Consider the following 20,939-nt stretch of genomic DNA (forward strand, 5'->3'; position numbering starts at 1 on the left):
TCGGGCGGAGCCCGGGGGAGAACTGCGCGACCGGCCCACCACCGGCGGACGGTCCCGGGTCTGCCCGGACAGGCAGCCCGGCGGGCTGGACGCGAGGCCCGCGGAGGGTCAGAACTTGTTGCGCGGGGTGATCCCCAGGGAGAGCCCCGACAATCCGCGCTGTCGCGCGCTCAGCTTCGAGGCGATGCCGCGCAGAGCGGCGCCCGCGGGGGAGTCGGGGTGGGCGACAGCCACCGGGCGGCCGTCGTCGCCGCCTTCGCGCAGGCGGACGTCGATGGGGATGCGCCCGAGCACCGGCACGGCCGCGCCCGTCGTACGGGTGAGGCCCTCGGCGACCCGGTCGCCGCCGCCCGTGCCGAAGACCTCGACGATCTCGTCGCAGTGCGGGCACGGCATGCCCGCCATGTTCTCCACGACGCCCACGATCTTCTGGTGCGTCTGCACCGCGATCGCGCCCGCCCGCTCGGCGACCTCCGCGGCGGCCTGCTGCGGGGTCGTCACGACGATGATCTCCGCGTTGGGCATGAGCTGGGCGACGGAGATCGCGATGTCACCGGTGCCGGGCGGCAGGTCGAGCAGCAGCACGTCGAGATCGCCCCAGTAGACGTCCGCGAGGAACTGCTGGAGCGCGCGGTGCAGCATGGGTCCGCGCCAGACGACCGGCTCGTTGCCGGGGGTGAACATGCCGATCGAGATGACCTTCACCCCGTTGGCCGACGGCGGCATGATCATGTTCTCGACCTGCGTGGGGCGCCCGTCCGCGCCGAGCATGCGCGGCACGCTGTGCCCGTAGATGTCCGCGTCCACGACGCCGACCTTGAGCCCGTCCGCGGCCATCGCCGCAGCGAGGTTGACCGTCACCGAGGACTTGCCGACGCCGCCCTTGCCGGAGGCCACCGCGTAGACCCGGGTCAGCGAGCCCGGCTTGGCGAAGGGGATCTCCCGCTCGGCCTGCCCGCCGCGCAGCGACTCCGCGAGCCCGCGGCGCTGCTCGTCGCTCATCACGTCCAGCTCGACCCGCACCGAGGCGACACCGGGGACGGCGGCGACGGCCGCCGTGACGCGCTCGGTGATCGTGTCCCGCATCGGGCAGCCGGACACCGTGAGGTAGACGCCGACGGCGACGGCGCCGTCCGCGGTGATGTCCACGGATTTGACCATGCCGAGGTCGGTGATCGGCTTGTGGATCTCCGGGTCGTTCACCGTGGCCAGTGCGGAGCGCACGGCCTCGTCCGTCGGTGCGGCGGCCGGCGCGGTGCCCGAGCCGTACGTGGTGGTAGCCATACGTTGATGGTACGGCGGGCGCGGAGGGCGGATCAGCGGCCCCGTCCGTCTGCTTCGTCACCCCGCGCGGCGTGCGGACGGTCCCGTTCGCGGGGGTGCGGGCGGCGCTCCTCGATCTCCTTGAGCAGGTCCTGCAGCTCCGAGCGGATCCAGTCGCGGGTGGCGACCTCGCCGAGGCCCGCCCGCAGCGCGGCGACCTCGCGCGTGAGGTATTCGGTGTCGGCGATGCTGCGCTCGTTCTGCTTGCGGTCCTGCTCCAGGTTGACCCGGTCCCGGTCGTCCTGCCTGTTCTGCGCCAGCAGGATCAGCGGGGCCGCGTAGGAGGCCTGGAGCGACAGCGCGAGGGTCAGGAAGATGAAGGGGTAGCGGTCGAACCGCAGGTCGCTGGGCCCGAAGGCGTTCCACAGCACCCACATGATGATGACGACCGTCATCCAGACGATGAAGCGCCCCGTGCCGAGGAAGCGCGCGACGCGTTCGGAGAGGTTGCCGAAGGCCTCCGGGTCGTACGCGGGCAGCCAGCGGCGCCGGACGTCGCGCGGCTGGTCCAGCCGCACCCGGACGCGCGGCGGCGCGGTGGCCCCCGCGGGGTTCCGGGCCCCGGCGCGGTCGCGGTCGTCAGCGGCCATCGTCTGCCTCCGCCGTGGTGTCGGCGGCGGGCCCGGTGCCGTGCAGCTCGGTCTCCCGCCAGTCCTCGGGCAGCAGGTGGTCCAGGACGTCGTCGACGGTCACCGCGCCCAGCAGGGCGCCGCTCTCGTCGACCACCGGCGCGGAGATCATGTTGTACGTCGCCAGGAAGCTGGTCACCGACGGCAGCGCGGTGTCCGGGGCGAGCGGCCGCAGGTCGGTGTCGACGATCGCGCCGAGCAGCGTGAACGGCGGGTCGCGCAGCAGCCGCTGGAAGTGCACCAGGCCCAGGTACTTGCCGGTGGGTGTCTGGTCGGGCGGCCGGCACACGTAGATCTGCGCGGCGAGCGCGGGCGACAGGTCGGGGTTGCGGATCCGGGCGAGTGCGTCGGCGACCGTCGCGTCCGGGCGCAGCACGATCGGCTCGGTCGTCATGAGCCCGCCCGCGGTGCGCTCCTCGTACGACAGCAGCCGCCGCACGCCCGCGGCGTCCTGCGGGCGCATCAGGGCCAGCAGCCGTTCCTGGTCGTGGTCGGGCAGCTCGGCCAGCAGGTCGGCGGCGTCGTCGGGGTCCATCGCCTCCAGGACGTCCGCGGCGCGCTCCTCCTGGAGCTTGCCGAGGATCTCCACCTGGTCGTCGTCCGGCAGCTCCTCCAGGACGTCGGCGAGCCGGTCGTCGTCGAGCGCCGCGGCGACCTCCCCACGGCGCTTGGGGGACAGGTGGTGCAGGACGTTGGCGAGGTCGGCGGGGCGCAGCTGCTCGAAGGTCGCGACCAGGTTCTCCGCGCCCTGCTCGCCCTCGGGGAGCCGGAAGCCGCTGACCGACGACCAGTCGACGGTGAGCGCCTCGCCCTTGCGGCGCAGGGCGCCGGACTTGCCGCGGCGGATGAAGACCTTGTCGATCTCCCAGTCCCTGCGGGCCGGCAGCTGCGCCATGGACACATCGAGGACGGTGACCTCCTCGCCCGCGTCCTCGCCCGTCGCCGTACCCTCCGTGGCGCCCTCCGCGGCCCCGCCGTCGGGCATCCAGCGCACCCGGCGGTCCAGCAGCTCGCCGAGCACCAGTGTCTCGGTCGGCCGCTGCTCGAAACGCCGCACGTTCAGCACCCCCGTGGTGATGACCTGGCCCGCCTCCACACCCGTCACCCGGGTCATCGGCAGGAAGATCCGGCGCCGCCCGACGACCTCGACGACCAGGCCCAGCACGCGCGGCGGGCGCCCGCCCACCCGCAGCATCACCACGACGTCCCGGACCCGCCCGACCTCGTCGCCGTTGGGGTCGAAGGCCGCGACGCCCGCCAGATGGGACACGAAGACCCGCGGGGTGCCTGCGACCATCGGGCCTCCTCACCGGATCCGCGCCGCCACTCCCCGCAAGGCTAACCCGTGCCGATCTTGCCCGCCGTACGAAAGCCCCCGCAATGCCCCGCGCGCAGCGTCCCCGGGACCTTTCGCCGGGGGAGGGCGGGTGCTCCGGCGGGGTACGGTGCGGTAGCTTCAGCCACGCCCGCCGCCGCCGTCACCGAGGGGTTCGAGCCCACGTGTTTCCCGCTCGCAGGACCGCCCGTAGGACTGCCCGTCAGGCCGCCGCCGTCCTCGCGGGCCTGACCGCGGCGCCGCTGCTCGGCGGCTGCCTGGGCCTGGGCGGGGACCCGGACGCCGGCACCAACGGCGTCGGCAAGCTGCCCGCGAAGACCATCGAGCAGCAGGCGAGCGCCGCCGCGGCGGGCGCCGACGCCGTACGGCTGACCGGCACAGTCGTCAGCGGCGGCCAGACCTACCGCCTCGACATGCGGCTGCGCGCCGACGGCGGGGTCGGCGAGGTCACCACCAAGGGCGACACCTTCCAGCTGCTGCGGGTCGGCGACGACCTCTACCTCAAGGCCGGGGCCGACTTCTACGGCGACGGCGGCGACGACAAGGACAGCCGGGCCGCGGCGGCCAAACTCAACGGCAAGTACGTCAAGGTGCCGCCCGGCGACCCGGCCTACCAGCAGTTCAGCGGCTTCACCGACAAGAAGGTGCTGCTCTCCGACCTCTTCGTGGTGGATGGCACGCTCGGCGTCGGCGACCACCGCAAGGTCGGCGACACCAAGACCATCGAGCTGACCGGCTCCAAGGGCGGCAGCCTCGACGTCTCCCTCAAGGGCACCCCCTACCCGCTGCGCTACCAGCGCGCGGGCGGCGCGGGCACGCTCACCCTGTCCGACTGGGGCGAGGACTTCACCCTCGCGGCGCCCGGCACGTCGCAGGTCGTCGACTACGGGAAGACGGTCGGCACGACCGCCACGCCCAAGCCCTCCGCGTCGGCCTCGGCCTCGGCGAAGAAGTAGCTCAGCCGCGCGGCCGGCGCCGGGCCAGCAGCCGCGGCAGGCCCGCCGGGATCGGCTCGCGGGTCGTCGCGGGCGTCGGCCGCGGGGGAGCCGCACCCGAACCGTCCGGCACGGCGCCCGGACCCTCCACGGGAGAGCCCTGCGGGGTGAGCCGGAAGAGGGTGCACTCGCGGGCCCACCGCTCGTCCACGAAATCCGCGTCCGCCGCGTTCAACCGCTTGCCGCGCAACTCCCCGACCGCCGCGTGCCACGCCTCGGACCCCGCCGGTACGACCGCGGCCCGCGCCTGCCACCGGACCAGCCGCCCGCCCTTGTCCTTGCTCCGCACGGTGACCCCCACGACCGCCCCGTCCGCCAGCCCCGGCGGCACCGGCTGCTCGGTGGGCCCCCCGCACAGCACGTACGCCCCGCCGTCCCCCCACACATGCCACACGGCCTGCCCCTCCACCCACACCAGCCCCGACTTCTTGACCCCCTCCTCGACAAGAGCGGCGGCCATTTCTTCGGCGGAGGGCGTCGACGTCATACGGCCAGGGTAGAGGGAGGGCGGCGGGCGTATTCAGGGCGCCGGCACTACCTCCCGGGCGAGGCTCCGGGGGAGAACCGCGCGACCGGCCACAGCGATACGGCGCACTCCGCCACCGGCCGAGAGCGGCACCCCCTCCCGCATCCCCCACCGGCGCAGCCGAAAGACAGGTGCTCGGCCCACGAACGGGCCTTACCCTGGTGGCGGCCCCCCTCGAACGACGCAGCCCCCGCCAGGAGCCCCGTGACCGCCCCGCAGAGCACCCCCACCGCGCCCGCGGGCAAGGGCACAGCCACCACCGCGGCCCCCGGTGGAGCGACCCCACCCGCCGGCCGGGGGGCGGACCTCGCCCTCCTCGGCGTCGCCATCGCCGGTGTCTCCATGTCGGCCCCGCTCATCGCCGCGACAGCGGCCCCCGCCCTGGCCATCGCCTTCTGGCGGAACGCGATGGCGGTCGGGGTCCTCACCCCCGTCGCCCTGTGGCGGCACCGCGGCGAGCTGCGCCGCATGGGGCGCCGCGCACTCACCCTCTCCGGCGCCGCCGGCCTCGTGCTGGCGCTGCACTTCGGGCTGTGGCTGCCGAGCCTGACGATGACGTCGGTGGCGACCTCCACCGCGCTGGTCACCACGACCCCGATCTGGACGACGCTGATCCTGCGGCTGCGCGGCCACCGCCCGCCCGCGCTGGTGTGGGCGGGCACCGCGCTCGCGGTCGTGGGGGTGCTGATCCTCACCGGGATCGACATGTCGACCGACACCCGCGCCCTCGCGGGGGACGCGCTCGCGCTCGCCGCGGGCCTGGCGGCGGCCGTCTACATGCTGCTCGGCTCGGAGGTGCGGCGGACGGCGACGACGACCGCGTACACGTACGTCTGCTACTCGACGACCGCGTTCGCACTGCTCGCCGCCTGCCTGGTGTCGGGGTCGGCGCTCGGCGGGTACGACGGGCGGAGCTGGCTGAAGATCGCCGCGCTGACCGTCGTGGCGCAGCTGCTGGGTCACTCGCTGCTCAACCGGGTCGTCCGGGGTCTCGGGCCGTCGACGACCTCGACGGCGATCCTGCTGGAGACCCCGGGCGCGGCGCTGATCGCCGCGCTGTGGCTGGGCCAGACCCCGCCCGCCGCCGCGTATCCGGCGCTGGTGGTGATCCTCGCGGGCCTGGCCCTCGTGGTGCTCGCGGACGTCCGCCGCGAGCCGTAGGGCCTGGTTAGAGCCAGCCGTTGCGGCGGAAGCCGCGGTGGATGGTGTAACAGATGGCCAGGATGACGCCCAGCACCATCGGGTAGCCGAACCGCCAGCGCAGCTCGGGCATGTGGTCGAAGTTCATGCCGTAGACACCGGTGATCATCGTGGGGACGGCCAGGATGGCGGCCCACGCGGTGATCTTGCGCATGTCCTCGTTCTGCACGACGGTGGCCTGCGCGAGGTTGGCCTGGAGGATCGAGTTGAGCAGGTCGTCGAAGCCGGTGACCTGCTCGTGGACGCGCGCGACGTGGTCGGCGACGTCCCGGAAGTACTTCTGGATCTCGGGGTCGACCAGCCGCATCGGCCGCTCGCCCAGCAGCTGCATCGGCCGCAGCAGCGGGGAGACCGCGCGCTTGAACTCCAGCACCTCGCGCTTGAGCTGGTAGATACGGCCCGCGTCGCCGCCGCGCGAGGACTTGCCGGGCTCGGCGGAGAAGACGTCGATCTCGACCTCGTCGATGTCGTCCTGCACCGCGTCGGACACGGCCAGATAGTCGTCGACGACCTGGTCGGCGATGGCGTGCAGCACCGCCGAGGGGCCCTTGGCGAGCAGCTCGGGGTCGTCCTCCAGCCGGTGCCGGAGCGCCCGCAGCGAGCCGTGGCCGCCGTGCCGCACGGTGATGACGAAGTACCGGCCGGTGAAGACCATGACCTCGCCGGACTCCACGACCTCGCTGGTCGCGGTGAGTTCGGCGTGCTCGACGTAGCGGATCGTCTTGAAGACGGTGAACAGCGAGTTGTCGTAGCGCTCCAGCTTGGGCCGCTGATGGGCGTGCACCGCGTCCTCGACGGCCAGCGGGTGCAGGCCGAACTCCTCGGCGATGCCCGCGAACTCCTGCTCGGTCGGTTCGTGCAGACCGATCCACACGAAGCCGTCGCTGCCGTCGCACTGGTCGGACGAGCGGCCGGCCCGTACCGAGGCGAGCGCCTCGCGCAGCCCGACGACGTCCGGGCAGCGCACCCCGTCGCGGTAGACCGCGCAGTCCACGACGGCGCTGGTGGCCGTCGCGGTGTCACGTGTCGGGCCGTAGTCGTGGTTCGCCGGGGACTTGCGCAGGGCAGGACGTACGACTGCGCGAAGGTCACGGATCATCGACATGGCAAGCTCCTTCACGGACTGGCCGACGGCATCACGCCGCACTGAACTGAAAAGCTGCTGATGTGGATCAGAACTGGGTGATCACAGGCAGTTCAGGGCGCGCTCTCCCGAGGCGGAACGCTCCGCGGGCGGACAGGCCGTGACGATCCGCGTTTCACGGCGCACGGGCCGGGTAAGGAACGCGGGAGGCTCAGCGGGTCACACTGCGTGCGGGGCGGCGGCAAGGGAAGAGCGGCCGGTACTGCACGGTCGACTAGGATCCATGTCAGTCCCCACCTCCTCCGGCCAGTCCCCGCTGAGGGATGACTTCGCGAACGCCACACTTTAGCAAGCTGAGGGTACGCCCACCGCGCCGCATGTGCGATCCGAACGCGTTCTATGCTCCCCGCATGGGTGACATTCTGGACACGGTCGAGGAACGCCTCCGCTCCGTCTTCGGCGAACCCGACGCCCGCGCGTCGGTGACGTTCCTCGGGGCCGAACGCATCGAGGTGCTGCGTTTCACACAGGGGGAGCTGCGCCGCTACGCCACGCTCGGCATGTCGGCCCAGCCCATGGCCGACCCGCTCGCGTCCGTCACCGACCCCTTGCGCGGGCCGCGCGCCGAGGTCCATCTGACCGTACGCGCCGGGCGCGCGGACACCTCGCCGGTCCTGCGCGCGCTCGCCACGGCGGCGGCGTCCCCGCAGGTCGAGGGCCTCGTCCTGGCGGACGGCAACACGCTGGACTTCGGCGAACCCCTGTGGCCCGGCGCCCCCTTCACGGCCTTCCTCGCCACCACCCCCGGCGAAGCCGTCCCCGATCTCCCGCTCCCCGCCCCCCGCGACCCGGTCCGCTTCTTCCCCCTCGTTCCCCTCACCCCGGCGGAGGCGGCTTTCAAGCGCGCGAAGGGCCCGCAGGCCCTGCGAGACCTGTGGGCCGAGCACGCCACGGACCTGACGGACCCGGTCCGTCGGGCGGTGCCGCTCTCCACGTAGCGCGGTGCGACGCGCCCCGTCAGGGGGCGCGTCGCACCGCGGCGCGGCCGTGAGCCCCTACCGGGTCGGGGTCAGGGCCGGTGCGGGCACCGGGACGGGGTGCGGTTCGACCGCGAGGTGGCGGCGGCGCACCCCGACGACGGCCGCGCCGCCCAGGGCGGCAACCGCGGCCACCACGAACGGCATGTGCACGTCCGACCACTCCTCGATCTTCGGCGCGAGGTACGGCGCCGCCGCCGCGGCGAACCACCGGACGAAGTTGTAGCCCGCGCTGGCCACCGGGCGCGGCGCGTCCGAGACCCCGAGCGCCAGCTCGGTGTACACCGTGTTGTTGACGCCGATGAACGCACCCGACAGCACCGTGCAGACGATCGCCGTGGTGTGCGACCCGTACCCGAGGACGACGAGGTCCGCGGCGAGCAGGACGAGCGAGGCGCCCACCACCCGCAGCGAGCCGAAGCGGGCCTGGAGCCGCGGTGCGATCAGCACCGAGAAGACGGCCAGCAGCACGCCCCAGCCGAAGAAGACCGCGCCGGAGCGGTAGGGCGACATGTTGAGCACGAACGGCGTGAAGGCCAGCACCGTGAAGAAGGCGTAGTTGTAGAAGAAGGCCGACGCGGCGGCGGAGGCGAGTCCGGGGTGGCCGAGGGCCTTGACCGGGTCCAGCAGTGAGGTGCGCCGCGCGGGCTTGGGCTGCTCCTTCAGGAAGAGCGAGATCGCGACGAAGCCGATGGCCATGAGCGCGGCGGTGCCGAAGAAGGGGTAGCGCCACTTCATGTCGCCGAGCACCGCGCCGAGCAGCGGCCCGCAGGCCATACCGAGGCCGAGCGCGGACTCGTACAGCAGGATCGCCGAGGCGGCGCCGCCGGTGGCCGCGCCGACGATGACGGCGAGCGAGGTCGAGACGAAGAGCGCGTTGCCCAGGCCCCAGCCCGCGCGGAAGCCGACGAGCTGGCCGACGCTGTCGGAGGTGCCGGCCAGCGCCGCGAAGACGACGACGAGCGCGAGGCCGCCGAGCAGCGTCTTGCGGCCGCCGATGCGGCTGGAGACGAAGCCGGTGACGAGCATCGCGACCGCGGTGATCAGGAAGTAGCTGGTGAAGAGCAGGGAGACCTGGCTGGGCGAGGCGTCCAGGCCCTTCGCGATGGACGGCAGGATCGGGTCGACGAGGCCGATGCCCATGAAGGCGACGACGGCGGCGCCTGCCGTGGCCCATACGGCGGTGGGCTGCCGCAGCAGGCTCACCTTCTCGTGCGCCGTGTCCTCGGTGTTCACGGCGTTCTCGGTGTTCGCGGCGTTCTCGGTGTGCTGGGTGCCCTCGATGCCCTCGGTGTCGGTGCCTGGCTGCATGACCCGCGTTCCCCTCTGGCCCGGCGGACGGCCGGGACGGTCGGAGTAGTTGCTGTGTGCATTCAGTTTAGGTTGGCTATAGCAACTAATGCAACCTACACGTAATCTCCGGTGCGGGCCCGCGCCACGGACCCGCCCTCCGGACGGGTGATCGTCCTTGACGCGGGCACGCGGCTGGAGGACCGTGGGGATTTATGAGGGGCGAACCCAGTTGCCCGAAGTGCGGTGGCAGGGTCAGGGCGCCCGGCCTCTTCGCCGACTCCTGGCAGTGCGACGTGCACGGCACCGTGTATCCGCTGCAACCGGTCGTCCCGCCGAGCGTCGAAGGCCTCGGCGTGGTCGTCCACCGGTCGCAGGTGCCGGTGTGGATGCCGTGGCCGCTGCCCGTCGGCTGGCTCTTCTCGGGTGTCGCCTCCGCCGGTGACGACCGCAGCGGCGGCCGCGCCACCGCCGTCGCCTGCTCCGGACCCGGACCCTTCGGCGGCCCCGGCGAACTCATGCTCGTCGCCGAGGAGCTGGGCGTCGGCCTGGGTGCCCGCTACGCCGGGATCGACGGCCCCGACCCCGGCCCCGGCATGTGTGTCGACAAGCCCCCGCACGCCAAGGTCCTCGCGGCCGGCCGCCCCACCGCCCTGTGGCACGTCGGCGGCGCCCCCGCCGACCGCGTCGTCTTCGCCGGCGAGGCCCGCGGGCTGTGGCTGTGGGCCATCGTCTGGCCCGAGGAGACCGGTCTGCTGATGTACGACGAGCTGGTCCTCACCGATCTGCGGGACGCCGGCGCCGAGGTCGATCTGCTGCCCTGCGGCGCACTCACCCCCAGGCTGCTGGCCTGACCCGCACGACACCTGCGAATCGCAGGCCCGGGCGGACGCTATCCTTGGCTTCGTCCGCTGTCCGCGCCGTCTTCCGGGAGCCCGTGCCGTGCGCATCGACCTGCACACCCACTCCACGGCCTCCGACGGCACCGACAGCCCCGCCGAGCTGATAGGCAACGCCGCCGCGGCCGGGCTCGACGTCATTGCCCTCACCGACCACGACACCGTCGCCGGGCACGCCGAGGCCGCCGCCGCGCTCGCCGGCACCCGCCTCACCCTCGTCACCGGCGCGGAGCTGTCCTGCCGCGTCGGCGGCATCAGCATGCACATGCTGGCCTACCTCTTCGACCCCGCCGAGCCGCGGCTGCACGAGGCGCGCGAACTGGTCCGCGACGACCGTGTGCCGCGCGCCCGCGGCATGGTCGCCAAGCTCCAGGAACTCGGCGTGCCCGTCACCTGGGAGCAGGTCGCCCGGATCGCCGGGGACGGCTCCGTGGGCCGCCCGCACATCGCCACCGCCATGGTCGAGCTGGGCGTCGTCCCGACCGTCTCCGACGCCTTCACCTCCGAATGGCTCGCCAACGACGGGCGCGTCTACGTCGAGAAGGCCGAGTTCGACCCCTTCGAGGCGGTCCGCCTCGTCAAGGCCGCGGGCGGCGTGACCGTCTTCGCCCACCCCGGCGCGCACAAGCGCGGCGAGACCGTGCCGGACGAGGTGATCGCGGAGCTGGCCGCCGCCGGGCTCGACGGACTGGAGGTCGACCACGTCGACCACGAGCCCGCCACGCGCGAGCGGTTGCGCGGGCTCGCGCGTGAGCTTCGTCTTCTGGCGACGGGCTCGTCCGACTACCACGGGTCCCGCAAGACCGTGCCCCTCGGGGCCTGCACGACTCCTCCGGAGGTGCTGGCCGACATCGCCGCCCGCGCGACGGGGGCGGAGCCCATCTCCGCGGTCTAGCCTCCCGCCGGGTGCCCTTGCCGCGCGGTGTGCCTCGTTCTGCCGCCGCCGGACCTTCCCGCCGTGGGTGGTTGCTCGCGCAGTGCTCCCCCCGGAGCTTCGCGTACCCCACGCGCTCCTCAAGACGCTCGCCCCGCGGCGCAGCCGCACGCCCGCCCGCGTAGGGCCACACAACACCTTCAGCTCACGACGAAAGCTCAGCCATGTTCGACCTCACCCTCTTCGGGTCCGTGTTCTTCACGCTGTTCGTGATCATGGACCCGCCCGGCATCACGCCGATCTTCCTCGCCCTCACCTCGGGGCGGGCGACCAAGGTCCAGCGGCGGATGGCGGCGCAAGCCGCATGCGTCGCGTTCGGGGTGATCGTGGTGTTCGGGCTGTGCGGGCAGCAGATCCTGGACTACCTGCATGTGTCCGTGCCCGCGCTGCGGGTCGCCGGCGGGCTGCTGCTCCTGCTCATCGCGCTGGACCTGCTGACCGGCAAGGCCGACGAGCCGACGCAGACGCGGGACGTGAACGTCGCGCTCGTGCCGCTGGGGATGCCGCTGCTCGCGGGGCCGGGGGCGATCGTCACGGTGATCCTGGCCGTGCAGAAGGCCGACGGCTTCGCGGAGCAGACCTCCGTGTGGCTGGCGATCCTGGCGATGCATGTCGTGCTGTGGCTGACGATGCGTTACTCGCTGGCGATCATCCGGGTCATCAAGGAGGGCGGTGTGGTGCTGGTGACGCGGCTGTCCGGCATGCTGCTGTCGGCGATCGCCGTGCAGTCCGTCGCCAACGGCGTCCTCGGCTTCGTGCACGGCCAGGGCGGCTGAGCCCGCCCCCGGACATGCGAAGGCGCCCCGTACGGACCTGATGTACGGGGCGCCGTGCGTGTCGGCGATCGGTCGGCGTCAGTCCGCGAGGCCTTCGGCGGGGCGGATGTAGATGCGCTGGCCGAGGGCGGCAGCCTGCTGCACGATCTTGTTGACCGCGGAGGCGTCGACCACGGTGCTGTCCACGGCGTCGCCGTTCCGATCGTCAAGTCGCATGATTTCGAAGCGCATGGGGCTTCTCCCTTCGTCCCTCGTTACATGTGTGGTCAACGAACACCCCCTTCAAAACATTCCCTACCCTAAATAAAAATCTGTGCGGCGCCGACTACTTATCCGTCGCGGCGGATACGCCGGTCCAGAACGCCACGAGCGCGGCAGCCGTCTCGGCCGGCCGTTCGGCGTTGGGGGAGTGCTCCGCGCCCTTGACGACGACGCGCCGGGCGCCCAGCCGCTCCGCCATCGTGTCCAGCAGCGGGACCGGCCAGGCGTAGTCCACCTCTCCGGACAGTACGAGCTTCGGCAGCGGTATGGCGGCAAGTTCCGCCACTCGATCCCGTTCTGTCATCAACTGGCGTGCCGTGGCGATCAGCTGTTCGGGAACGGTGCCGACCCAGCGGCGGTGCAGGAAGTCGTCGAGCCATGCCTTGCCCGCGTCGGCGGGGGCCTCGACGACGTTGCCCGACGGGGCGTCGGAGCCCTCCGCGTCCAGCGAGCGCATCGCCCACCAGGCCGTCTCCATGTCCATGGTCGGCAGGTGGTCGATCAGCAGCTGCGTCCTGACCTGCTGGGCCGCGGTGATCGCGGCCGGGCCCGAACTCATGAGGGTGAGCGACGACCACGGGCCGGGGCCGTCCGCGAGCAGTGCCGCCCGGACGATGTGGCCGCCCAGGGAGTGGCCCAGGACGTGCAGCGGGGCCCCGCCGGAGTCGGCGGCGAGCGCGGCGCCCTGCGCGGTGACGTCCGCGGCGAGCCGCCCTTGCGCGTACGCGGCCTCGTCGCGCGGGCCGCCCGACTCGTACTGGCCGCGGCCGTCCACCGCGACGACCCGGAAGCCCGCCGCGGACAGCGGGGCGAGCAGGTCGAGGAAGTCCTCCTTGCTGCCCGTGAAACCGGGGACGAGCAGCGCGGTGCCGCGAAGGTCGGGTGCCTCGGGAGCGGGCGGGGCGTCCAGGGCGGCGAAGGAATCGCGGGAGGTCTCCAGGCGGCGCGCCGAGGCGTGCGCCGGCAGATCCAGCGTGGTCGGTCGGCTCATGCAGCGAGATTACGCGGTGCATATGTCCGACAGGTTGCCGCTCGGGTCGCCGCGCGAAAGGAAACACCCCCGGCCGGATGGGGCCGGGGGTGCTCGGTGCGACCTCGCCGGGCCGTCAGGCGTCCTGCTCGACGGTGGCGGCGGCCTTGCGGGTGCGGCGGCGCGGGGCCTTCGGGGCCTCCTCGCCCTCCGGCGCCGCGGCGGGCGCGGGCACCTCGGAGGACGCGGCGGCCTTGCGGGTCCGGCGGCGCGGGGCCTTCGGCGCCTCGTCGGCGGCGGCCTCGGGAGCCTCCGCCGGGGCGGGCACCTCGGCTGCGGCCTTGCGCGTCCGGCGGCGGGGAGCCGTGGGGGCCTCCTCGGCGACCGGCGCGACCGGCGTGACCGGCTCGGCCACGACCTCGGCGACGGCTTCCGCGGCCGGTGCGGCTGCCTTGCGGGTCCGGCGGCGCGGGGCCTTCGGGGCCTCCTCGGCCTCGACGCCCGGAGCCTCGGCCGGGGCCGGGACCGCCTCGGCGGCCTTGCGCGTCCGGCGGCGCTTGGGAGCCGCCTCCTCCACCACGGGCTCGACCGGCGTCACCGGCGCGGCCTCGGCCACGGCCTCGGCTTCCACGACCGGTGCGGCGGCCTTGCGGGTGCGGCGGCGCGGGGCCTTCGGCGCCTCCTCGGCCTCGACGGCGGGCGCGGGAGCCGGAGCGGCCGGAGCCGCCTCGGCGACCGGTGCGACCGCCTCGGCCGTGCCGTCCGCGGGCGCCACCGGCGTCACGGCCGACCCGGCGGCACCGCTGCGCGTCCGGCGCCGGCGGCGCGGAGTACGCGGTCCGCCCGCGGCCTGATCGGCGGCCTCGGTGGCCGTCTCCGTGCCCGCCACGGCGTTCTCGGCGCCTTCCGCCCCGGCGGACTGGCCGCCGCGCGTCCGGCGGCGCTGCCGCGGGGTGCGCGGCGCGCGGGGCTGGCGCTCCTCGGCGGCGGGCGCGCTGCCCGCGCGTCCGCCACGGCCCCGGCCGCCGCCGCTGCGGCCACCGCCGCGGCCGCCGGTCTCGCCGAGGTCCTCGACCTCTTCGGCGTCCAGACCCGCCCGGGTGCGCTCGGCCCGGGGCAGTATGCCCTTGGTGCCGGCCGGGATGCCCAGCAGCTCGTAGAGGTGCGGGGAGGTCGAGTAGGTCTCCTCCGGGTCGTTGAAGGAGAGGTCGAGCGCCTTGTTGATCAGCTGCCAGCGCGGGATGTCGTCCCAGTCGACGAGGGTGATCGCGGTACCCGACGCGCCCGCGCGGCCGGTGCGGCCGATGCGGTGCAGATAGGTTTTCTCATCCTCGGGCGTCTGGTAGTTGATGACGTGCGTGACGCCTTCGACGTCGATACCGCGGGCGGCCACGTCGGTGCACACCAGGACGTCGACCTTGCCGTTGCGGAAGGCGCGCAGCGCCTGCTCGCGGGCGCCCTGGCCGAGGTCGCCGTGCACGGCGCCGGAGGCGAAGCCGCGCCGCTCCAGCTGCTCGGCCACGTCGGCGGCGGTGCGCTTGGTGCGGCAGAAGATCATCGCCAGGCCCCGGCCGTCGGCCTGGAGGATCCGGGAGACCAGCTCGGGCTTGTCGAGGGAGTGCGCGCGGAAGACGTGCTGCGTGGTGTTCGCCACCGTCGCGCCCTCGTCGTCCGGCGCGGTCGCGCGGATGTGGGTGGGCTGCGACATGTAGCGGCGGGCCAGGCTGATGACCGCGCCCGGCATGGTGGCCGAGAACAGCATCGTCTGCCGCTTGGCCGGCAGCATGGCCATGATCTTCTCGACGTCGGGCAGGAAGCCCAGGTCGAGCATCTCGTCGGCCTCGTCCAGCACCAGGGTGCGCACATGGCGCAGGCTGAGCTTCTTCTGGCCCGCCAGGTCCAGCAGCCGGCCCGGGGTGCCGACGACCACGTCGACGCCCTTCTTCAGTGCCTCGACCTGCGGCTCGTACGCGCGGCCGCCGTAGATGGCCTGGACGCGCACCGCGCGGACCTTGCCGGCGGTCAGCAGGTCGTTGGTCACCTGCTGGCACAGCTCGCGGGTCGGGACGACGATGAGCGCCTGCGGCATGTCGGTGATCTGCTCGGGCGTGGCGCGGCCGGCTTCGACGTCGGCGGCGACGGTCACGCGCTCCAGCAGCGGGAGGCCGAAACCGAGGGTCTTGCCCGTGCCGGTCTTCGCCTGGCCGATGACGTCGCTGCCCGCGAGGGCGACCGGGAGCGTCATCTCCTGGATCGGGAAGGGCGTGGTGATGCCTACGGCCTCGAGGGCCTCGGCCGTCTCGGGAAGGATGCCGAGGCTGCGAAATGTCGTGGGGGTCGTGGTGGTCAGGATGCTTGCCTCTTCTGTGAGACGCGGCACTGTCCGGCAAGGGGGGTCGAGTGCCCGAGCGCACCGGCGGAACCGGTGCGGGTCACTGACCGCGCAGAGGTGTCGTACAGCCTGGGGCTGTGAAGCGCGGGACCGCTGCCCTCGCTGTGCCGCGAGTGGGCCCCTCCCGATGACGGGAGGGCGGTCGGGTCGGAGCCGATCGGGCCACCGACCGGGCATCCAGGTGTTGCACACGTCGCCCGCCGGGGAAGAAAACCGGACAGGTACCGGACAGGAACCAGGCCGGTGATCGGCGGGTGCATTACCACTCTACCCCGGAAACACGTAGCTGCACCCGTTCAAATGTTTCGTTCGGGACATCATCGGGTCACACGGAGGGTGTCGGCGGGCGGGCGCGACTTGGTTATTGTGCCCCGCATGGAGACGCCTGACGACACCACCAAGCCCGCCGGGTCCGCCGAGCCCGCGGAACCCGCCATCCCTGCGGAGACGACCGGGACGGAGGGGCGGCCGACCGGCATCGCCGCGCAGGACTGGGCCGCGGCCGCCGCGGACCCGCGCTACCGCGCCGCCGTCGTCGATCTGCTGGGCGCGCTGGCCTACGGCGAGCTGGCCGCGTTCGAACGGCTCGCCGAGGACGCGAAGCTCGCACCGACCCTGGAGGACAAGGCGGAGCTGGCCGCCATGGCCGCCGCCGAGTTCCACCACTTCGCGCGGCTGCGCGACCGGCTCACCGAGATCGGCGAGGCGGCGCACGAGGCGATGGCGCCCTTCGCGACCGCGCTGGACGACTTCCACCGCCAGACCGCGCCCTCCGACTGGCTGGAAGGCCTGGTCAAGGCATACGTCGGCGACTCGATCGCGTCAGACTTCTACCGCGAGGTCGCCGTCCGGCTGGACAGCGACACCCGCACCCTGGTGCTCGCCGTCCTCGACGACACCGGCCACGCGAGCTTCGCGGTGGAGAAGGTGCGCGCCGCCATCGACGCGGAGCCCCGGGTCGGCGGCCGGCTCGCCCTGTGGGCGCGGCGGCTCATGGGCGAGGCGCTGTCCCAGGCGCAGCGCGTGGTCGCCGACCGGGACGCGCTGTCCACGATGCTCGTCGGCGGTGTCGCCGACGGCTTCGACCTGGCCGAGGTCGGCCGGATGTTCTCGCGCATCACCGAGGCCCACACCAAGCGCATGGCGGCCCTGGGCCTGGCCGCCTGACCGTCCGACCGCGCACGGCCCCCGCACCCGGCGGGGGCCGTGAACCCGGTCCGGGACTTCGGGAGAGAAAGGGTGGGCACGCCGCAGGCGCGCCCGTACCGCACCCGAGTACCTCCGAGAACGGAGTCCCGTGATCGCTCCCCTACGACCCTCCCCGCCGGGCGCACAGGCCGTGCCCGGCGGCCCGCCGGACGGGCCACCCCCAGCGGAAGCGCCTGGGTGGCCCGCCGACGACGCCACGCTCATCGCGCTGTCCACCCGCGAGCCCGAGGCCTTCGCCGGCCTCTACGACCGGCACGCCCCCGGGCTGCACCGCTACGTCGCCCGGCGGCTCGGCACGGACCTCGCGGACGACGTGGTCGGCGAGACCTTCCTGATCGCCTTCCGCCGCCGCGGGCAGTACGACGTGAGCCGCCCGCAGGCGCGCCCCTGGCTCTACGGCATCGCCGCGAACCTCATCAGCCGCCACCACCGCAGCGAGCAGCGCGCCTACCGTGCCTGGGCCAGGACCGGCGCCGACCCCGTCGCCCACTCCTTCGCGCCCGACACCGACGCCGTCGAGGGCCGCGTCACCGCCCAGGCCTCCGGCGCCGCCCTCGCCACCGCCCTGCGCGCGCTCTCCCAGGGCGACCGGCACGTGCTGCTGCTCATCGCCTGGGCCGACCTCTCCTACGAGGAGGTCGCCACCGCCCTCGGCATCCCGCTGGGCACCGTGCGCTCCCGACTGAACCGCGCCCGCCGCAAGATGCGCGCCGCGCTCCCCGGTATCGACCCGAACCTCGCCCCGGAGGGGAACACCCATGGATGAGATGACCGCCCTGCGCGAACTGCGCACCGACGCCCCCGTGCCGGACGCCGCCCGGCTCGCCGCCGGACGGTGGAAGCTGATGTCCGCGGCGCTCTCGCCGGACACCGCCCCGGCGCCGCGGTGGCGCCGCGCCGGCCACGCGGTGGCCGGGACGCTCCCGCGCCGGACGGCGCTCGCCGCGCTCACGGCCGCCGCCGTCACCGCGGGCGTGCTGGTCGCCGGCGGCGGTGCGCGGTCGCCCGGACAGGCACAGGCACAGGCGCAGACCGAGACGGTGGCGCAGGTCCTGGAGGCCGCGGCCACCCAGGCGCGGAGCGAGCCGTCCGTCCGGCCGGACGCCGACCAGTGGGTGTACGCCAAGTCGCTCGCGTGCCCCGACGACGACGGGTGCACGACCGGCGAGAGCTGGGTGCGCGGGGACGGAAGCCGGCAGTACCGCCGCAGCGACCGACTCCCCCTCGTCGGAGTGCCGACGGAGGACAGCGGCAGCCTCAGCACCTACAAGCCCGGGGCGCTGCCGCAGAAGACCTACGACCTGCTGGCCACTCTGCCCACGAACCCCCGCGCGCTGCTGGACCGGATCAACCACGACCCCTACTTCTGGGAGCCGACGGCCATCAGCGGTTACCGGCCCAACGGCCTGCAGACACCGGCCGTGCAGTTCGCGCGCATCGAAACCCTGCTGACCGTCCCGGAGATGCCGGCCGCGACCAAGGCCGCGCTCTTCCGGGCTCTTCCTCTCATCCCGGGCCTCCACGTGAGCTCCAGGCCCGTCAAGGACGCGGCGGGGCGGACGGCGATCGCGGTGCAGTACCACTTCGCGGCAGGGGCCTACCTCGGCTTCGGGGTCAAGCTGCCCGCCCAGACCGACGTGCTCTACTTCGACCCCCACACCCACGCCTACCTGGGGCAGAAGCGGACCACCGCGCGCACCCAGCCGTTCATGGTCGGGACGCTCGACCTGGCGAGGCTGGCCACCGGTGTCGTCGACCACATCGGGCAGCTGCCCGGCCAGCCGGACCCGCACCTCACCCCGGTCTCGCCGGGCGAGAAGTTCACGCCCCCGGTGAGCTGACCTTCGCGTGCCGGCCCCGGCGGGCCGGGCTGGCGAGGACGCTCAGGCCCGCGGCGGACGTCGCGAAGGCCGCGGCGAAGCTCGCCTCGGGGCGGCCGCCGCCGAAGATCGTGTAGGCCACCAGGCCGCCGGTCAGGGCGGCGACCACCCCGGTGAGCAGCAGCAGGCCCGCGTCGGGGAGCCGGGAGGGGAAGAGCCGGGCGGCGGCGAAGGCCACCAGCAGGCCGAGCACGGCATAGCCGGTGATCTGCAGGATGATCACATTCCCCTCCAGCGGCGCGGTGAGACGGACCTGTGCACCACAGGTCCTACCCGGGAGGGCGGGCACGCAAAACGGCGGTGCGGCAACCGGACCACCGGTTGCCGCACCGCCGTTGACGGTGTGTCAGAGCGCGGCGCCGAAGCCGACCTTGCGGGCGGCCGACTCGCCGATCTCGACGTAGGCCAGCCGGTCGGCGGGAACGAGCACCTTGCGCCCGTGCTCGTCGACGAGGCTGAGCAGCTTCGCGTCACCGCTCAGCGCACTGGCGACGGCCTGCTCGACCTCGTCCACCGACTGCGCGCTCTCGATGACGATCTCGCGCGGCGCGTGCAGCACGCCGATCTTGACCTCCACGGCTTGGTTACCTCCGATGGTCTGGCGGTGTGCGCGGTTGGTCGCGCCGTTACGCTGCTCAGCGTAGCCCGGCCGGACGGTGTGCGATCAGCGCCCCGTGCACGCCGTGAGCGAACACCGGGCCCGCGGCGGGACGGCCGGGGCGGCGCTCAGGAGTGCGGACCGCCCTCGGGGGCGTGGTGGCCCTCCGCGCCGTGCAGCGGGAAACCGGCGATGCCGCGCCAGGCCAGCGACGTCAGGAGCTGCACCGCGGTGTCCCGCGGCACCTCGCTGCGGCTGGCCAGCCAGTAGCGCGCGACCACCTGGGAGACACCGCCCAGCCCGACCGCCAGCAGCATCGACTGCTCGCGCGCCAGCCCGGTGTCCTCCGCGATGACCTCGCTGATCGCCTCGGCGCACTGCAACGAGACCTTGTCGACCCGCTCGCGGACCGCCGGCTCGTTCGTCAGGTCGGACTCGAAGACCAGCCGGAAGGCGCCGCCCTCGTCCTCGACGTAGGCGAAGTACGCGTCCATCGTCGCCTCGACGCGCTTCTTGTTGTCCGTCGTGGACTCCAGCGCGCCGCGCACCGACTGCAGCAGTGACTCGCAGTGCTGGTCCAGCAGAGCGAGATACAGCTCCAGTTTGCCCGGGAAGTGCTGGTAGAGCACCGGTTTGCTGACGCCGGCCCGCTCGGCGATGTCATCCATCGCGGCCGAGTGGTAACCCTGCGCGACGAAGACCTCCTGGGCGGCGCCCAGCAGCTGCTCGCGTCGGGCCCTGCGGGGCAGGCGGGTGCCGCGCGGCCGTGCCTGGGTCTGCTCGATGGCTGTCACGCCGCCTCCCAATTCTGCGGAACGAACGGATGAACGAAGGAACGTAGGCTGCGCTGGCCATCGTACTTTTCGGTAACGAGACTGCGCGCCGTACGACGGCACATTCTCACGTACTGGAACCGCGCCGGACGCGTGCGGTGACGGACGGGCCCGGCGGGCAGGCGCGTCCGGGGACGGCGCGGGCCCGGTGAGCGGCGGTCCCAGGGGCCGCGCGCGGCGCGTGACCGGGCGCGCCGGGTCACCGGCGGGTCTCGTCCTCGTCCTCGTCCACCGCGACCACCCGGCGCTGCTCGGCGGTGTCCGCGGGGTTGGCCTCGCCGTCCCGGTCCGCGGGCGGCCGGGAGGTGACCGGCTCGTCGCGGTGCTGGAGCAGGTCGGTGCGCTGCTCGGCACTGTCGGCCTCCGGGGCCTCCAGGTCCAGGTCGCCGTGCGCGTTCTCCACGGCGCCGTCGTCGTCCTCGTCGGCCTCCCGCTGGATCTGTGCGATCTGGGGGATCTCGTCGGACATGACGCCTTCCTTCCTCGCTTCCCGGCTCCCGCCGGTCCGGTGCCGGTCCGGTACGCCCCGGGCCCGTGCGGGTGGGGTCCGGTACGTCCGCGGGCCCTCCGCGGTCCGTCCCGCGCGCCCGCCCGGGCTCCTTCTTGGAGCCTAGGAGCACAAGGACGCGCGCGCAGCGCGGGCGCGCGCCCCCCGCCGGGCGGCGGCGCGCTCACTGAACGGCTACCCCCTCGGGGCGCGGCAACCGTCCCGCGGCCGGTTCTGTCCGCCTGTGTGCGGACGAACACACGACCGTTCACGTGATCGT

Annotated in this window: 22 protein-coding genes; 9 read left to right on the plus strand and 13 right to left on the minus strand. The window is 73.5% G+C overall.

The genetic code is table 11. The features are described 5' to 3' along the window. Nucleotides 1-108: 108 nt before the first annotated feature. From ACH4PY_RS17685 to ACH4PY_RS17695, 3 genes are read right to left on the minus strand one after another with little or no spacing between them, the layout of a single operon-like run. Nucleotides 109-1,284 (minus strand): Mrp/NBP35 family ATP-binding protein, encoded by a 1,176-nt coding sequence (locus tag ACH4PY_RS17685; protein ID WP_398182788.1) that lies wholly within the window; start codon nt 1,282-1,284, stop codon nt 109-111. A gap of 32 nt (nt 1,285-1,316) precedes the next feature. Continuing rightward, nucleotides 1,317-1,913 carry a DUF1003 domain-containing protein gene (locus ACH4PY_RS17690; RefSeq protein WP_398182791.1) on the minus strand — a complete coding sequence of 199 codons (597 nt, stop codon included), beginning with the start codon at nt 1,911-1,913 and terminating at the stop codon, nt 1,317-1,319. After that, nucleotides 1,903-3,249, minus strand: coding sequence for a magnesium transporter MgtE N-terminal domain-containing protein (locus ACH4PY_RS17695; protein WP_398182794.1), 1,347 nt, complete (start codon nt 3,247-3,249; stop codon nt 1,903-1,905). The genes ACH4PY_RS17690 and ACH4PY_RS17695 overlap by 11 nt, the downstream gene beginning before the upstream one ends. Before the next feature lie 203 nt (nt 3,250-3,452). On the opposite strand from ACH4PY_RS17695, the gene ACH4PY_RS17700 reads away from it, so the two are divergent. Continuing rightward, nucleotides 3,453-4,244 (plus strand): hypothetical protein, encoded by a 792-nt coding sequence (locus tag ACH4PY_RS17700; protein ID WP_398182797.1) that lies wholly within the window; start codon nt 3,453-3,455, stop codon nt 4,242-4,244. Nucleotide 4,245: 1 nt separating this feature from the next. Here ACH4PY_RS17700 and ACH4PY_RS17705 read toward each other — a convergent pair whose 3' ends face one another. After that, the gene (locus ACH4PY_RS17705; protein WP_398182800.1) at nt 4,246-4,770 is read right to left on the minus strand and encodes a hypothetical protein; all 525 of its coding nucleotides are present in this window, start codon (nt 4,768-4,770) and stop codon (nt 4,246-4,248) included. 243 nt (nt 4,771-5,013) lie between these two features. On the opposite strand from ACH4PY_RS17705, the gene ACH4PY_RS17710 reads away from it, so the two are divergent. Then, entirely contained in the window at nt 5,014-5,970 is a 957-nt protein-coding gene (locus tag ACH4PY_RS17710) for a DMT family transporter (protein ID WP_398182803.1), read from the plus strand. 7 nt (nt 5,971-5,977) lie between these two features. On the opposite strand, the gene ACH4PY_RS17715 is transcribed toward ACH4PY_RS17710, so the two are convergent. Next, nucleotides 5,978-7,114 carry a magnesium and cobalt transport protein CorA gene (locus ACH4PY_RS17715; protein WP_398182806.1) on the minus strand — a complete coding sequence of 379 codons (1,137 nt, stop codon included), beginning with the start codon at nt 7,112-7,114 and terminating at the stop codon, nt 5,978-5,980. A gap of 389 nt (nt 7,115-7,503) precedes the next feature. Here ACH4PY_RS17715 and ACH4PY_RS17720 point away from each other — a divergent pair, with 389 nt between their 5' ends. Further along, nucleotides 7,504-8,091 (plus strand): suppressor of fused domain protein, encoded by a 588-nt coding sequence (locus tag ACH4PY_RS17720; RefSeq protein WP_398182810.1) that lies wholly within the window; start codon nt 7,504-7,506, stop codon nt 8,089-8,091. 57 nt (nt 8,092-8,148) lie between these two features. On the opposite strand, the gene ACH4PY_RS17725 is transcribed toward ACH4PY_RS17720, so the two are convergent. Then, nucleotides 8,149-9,441: an MFS transporter gene (locus ACH4PY_RS17725; RefSeq protein ID WP_398182813.1), complete on the minus strand. Its 1,293-nt coding sequence runs from the start codon at nt 9,439-9,441 to the stop codon at nt 8,149-8,151. 194 nt (nt 9,442-9,635) lie between these two features. Here ACH4PY_RS17725 and ACH4PY_RS17730 point away from each other — a divergent pair, with 194 nt between their 5' ends. The 3 genes from ACH4PY_RS17730 to ACH4PY_RS17740 all read left to right on the plus strand — a co-directional run bounded on the left by ACH4PY_RS17730 (nt 9,636) and on the right by ACH4PY_RS17740 (nt 12,029). Beyond that, nucleotides 9,636-10,274 carry a DUF6758 family protein gene (locus tag ACH4PY_RS17730; RefSeq protein WP_398182816.1) on the plus strand — a complete coding sequence of 213 codons (639 nt, stop codon included), beginning with the start codon at nt 9,636-9,638 and terminating at the stop codon, nt 10,272-10,274. An 88-nt stretch (nt 10,275-10,362) separates the two neighbouring features. Further along, entirely contained in the window at nt 10,363-11,214 is an 852-nt protein-coding gene (locus ACH4PY_RS17735; protein ID WP_398182819.1) for a PHP domain-containing protein, read from the plus strand. 203 nt (nt 11,215-11,417) lie between these two features. After that, a complete protein-coding gene (locus ACH4PY_RS17740; protein WP_398182822.1) occupies nt 11,418-12,029 on the plus strand; it encodes a MarC family protein in 612 nt (203 codons plus the stop codon). A 78-nt stretch (nt 12,030-12,107) separates the two neighbouring features. Here ACH4PY_RS17740 and ACH4PY_RS17745 read toward each other — a convergent pair whose 3' ends face one another. The 3 genes from ACH4PY_RS17745 to ACH4PY_RS17755 form a co-directional block, all read right to left on the minus strand. Continuing rightward, complete coding sequence (locus ACH4PY_RS17745; RefSeq protein WP_398183456.1) at nt 12,108-12,245, minus strand: hypothetical protein; 138 nt, start codon at nt 12,243-12,245, stop codon at nt 12,108-12,110. Nucleotides 12,246-12,354: 109 nt separating this feature from the next. Next, the gene (locus ACH4PY_RS17750; protein ID WP_398182825.1) at nt 12,355-13,281 is read right to left on the minus strand and encodes an alpha/beta fold hydrolase; all 927 of its coding nucleotides are present in this window, start codon (nt 13,279-13,281) and stop codon (nt 12,355-12,357) included. 115 nt (nt 13,282-13,396) lie between these two features. Next, complete coding sequence (locus tag ACH4PY_RS17755) at nt 13,397-15,640, minus strand: DEAD/DEAH box helicase (RefSeq protein ID WP_398182828.1); 2,244 nt, start codon at nt 15,638-15,640, stop codon at nt 13,397-13,399. Nucleotides 15,641-16,027: 387 nt separating this feature from the next. Here ACH4PY_RS17755 and ACH4PY_RS17760 point away from each other — a divergent pair, with 387 nt between their 5' ends. From ACH4PY_RS17760 to ACH4PY_RS17770, 3 genes are all read left to right on the plus strand, one after another. After that, a complete protein-coding gene (locus tag ACH4PY_RS17760) occupies nt 16,028-16,819 on the plus strand; it encodes a ferritin-like fold-containing protein (protein WP_398182832.1) in 792 nt (263 codons plus the stop codon). Nucleotides 16,820-16,991: 172 nt separating this feature from the next. After that, nucleotides 16,992-17,627, plus strand: coding sequence for an RNA polymerase sigma factor (locus ACH4PY_RS17765; RefSeq protein WP_398183409.1), 636 nt, complete (start codon nt 16,992-16,994; stop codon nt 17,625-17,627). Next, nucleotides 17,620-18,702 (plus strand): CU044_5270 family protein, encoded by a 1,083-nt coding sequence (locus ACH4PY_RS17770; protein ID WP_398182836.1) that lies wholly within the window; start codon nt 17,620-17,622, stop codon nt 18,700-18,702. Before ACH4PY_RS17765 ends, ACH4PY_RS17770 begins: the two co-directional genes overlap by 8 nt. Here the strand turns inward: ACH4PY_RS17770 and ACH4PY_RS17775 are convergent. From ACH4PY_RS17775 to ACH4PY_RS17790, 4 genes are all read right to left on the minus strand, one after another. Continuing rightward, nucleotides 18,683-18,964, minus strand: coding sequence for a hypothetical protein (locus tag ACH4PY_RS17775; RefSeq protein WP_398182839.1), 282 nt, complete (start codon nt 18,962-18,964; stop codon nt 18,683-18,685). The genes ACH4PY_RS17770 and ACH4PY_RS17775 overlap by 20 nt on opposite strands. A 123-nt stretch (nt 18,965-19,087) precedes the next feature. Further along, nucleotides 19,088-19,318 (minus strand): DUF3107 domain-containing protein, encoded by a 231-nt coding sequence (locus tag ACH4PY_RS17780; protein ID WP_398182842.1) that lies wholly within the window; start codon nt 19,316-19,318, stop codon nt 19,088-19,090. Between the two features lie 149 nt (nt 19,319-19,467). Beyond that, the gene (locus tag ACH4PY_RS17785; protein WP_398182845.1) at nt 19,468-20,133 is read right to left on the minus strand and encodes a TetR/AcrR family transcriptional regulator; all 666 of its coding nucleotides are present in this window, start codon (nt 20,131-20,133) and stop codon (nt 19,468-19,470) included. Between the two features lie 238 nt (nt 20,134-20,371). Further along, a complete protein-coding gene (locus ACH4PY_RS17790; protein ID WP_398182848.1) occupies nt 20,372-20,641 on the minus strand; it encodes a hypothetical protein in 270 nt (89 codons plus the stop codon). Nucleotides 20,642-20,939: the final 298 nt, after the last annotated feature.

Source organism: Streptomyces sp. NPDC021224, assembly GCF_044332905.1.
Lineage (GTDB): Bacteria > Actinomycetota > Actinomycetes > Streptomycetales > Streptomycetaceae > Actinacidiphila.

What these genes read in the sequence shown, in the direction of transcription:
- ACH4PY_RS17685 (WP_398182788.1), bottom strand. Translation starts at nt 1,284, where the DNA reads ATGGCTACCACCACGTACGGCTCGGGCACCGCGCCGGCCGCCGCACCG.
- ACH4PY_RS17690 (WP_398182791.1), bottom strand. Translation starts at nt 1,913, where the DNA reads ATGGCCGCTGACGACCGCGACCGCGCCGGGGCCCGGAACCCCGCGGGG.
- ACH4PY_RS17695 (WP_398182794.1), bottom strand. Translation starts at nt 3,249, where the DNA reads ATGGTCGCAGGCACCCCGCGGGTCTTCGTGTCCCATCTGGCGGGCGTC.
- ACH4PY_RS17705 (WP_398182800.1), bottom strand. Translation starts at nt 4,770, where the DNA reads ATGACGTCGACGCCCTCCGCCGAAGAAATGGCCGCCGCTCTTGTCGAG.
- ACH4PY_RS17715 (WP_398182806.1), bottom strand. Translation starts at nt 7,114, where the DNA reads ATGTCGATGATCCGTGACCTTCGCGCAGTCGTACGTCCTGCCCTGCGC.
- ACH4PY_RS17720 (WP_398182810.1), top strand. Translation starts at nt 7,504, where the DNA reads ATGGGTGACATTCTGGACACGGTCGAGGAACGCCTCCGCTCCGTCTTC.
- ACH4PY_RS17725 (WP_398182813.1), bottom strand. Translation starts at nt 9,441, where the DNA reads ATGCAGCCAGGCACCGACACCGAGGGCATCGAGGGCACCCAGCACACC.
- ACH4PY_RS17730 (WP_398182816.1), top strand. Translation starts at nt 9,636, where the DNA reads ATGAGGGGCGAACCCAGTTGCCCGAAGTGCGGTGGCAGGGTCAGGGCG.
- ACH4PY_RS17740 (WP_398182822.1), top strand. Translation starts at nt 11,418, where the DNA reads ATGTTCGACCTCACCCTCTTCGGGTCCGTGTTCTTCACGCTGTTCGTG.
- ACH4PY_RS17745 (WP_398183456.1), bottom strand. Translation starts at nt 12,245, where the DNA reads ATGCGACTTGACGATCGGAACGGCGACGCCGTGGACAGCACCGTGGTC.
- ACH4PY_RS17750 (WP_398182825.1), bottom strand. Translation starts at nt 13,281, where the DNA reads ATGAGCCGACCGACCACGCTGGATCTGCCGGCGCACGCCTCGGCGCGC.
- ACH4PY_RS17760 (WP_398182832.1), top strand. Translation starts at nt 16,028, where the DNA reads ATGGAGACGCCTGACGACACCACCAAGCCCGCCGGGTCCGCCGAGCCC.
- ACH4PY_RS17770 (WP_398182836.1), top strand. Translation starts at nt 17,620, where the DNA reads ATGGATGAGATGACCGCCCTGCGCGAACTGCGCACCGACGCCCCCGTG.
- ACH4PY_RS17790 (WP_398182848.1), bottom strand. Translation starts at nt 20,641, where the DNA reads ATGTCCGACGAGATCCCCCAGATCGCACAGATCCAGCGGGAGGCCGAC.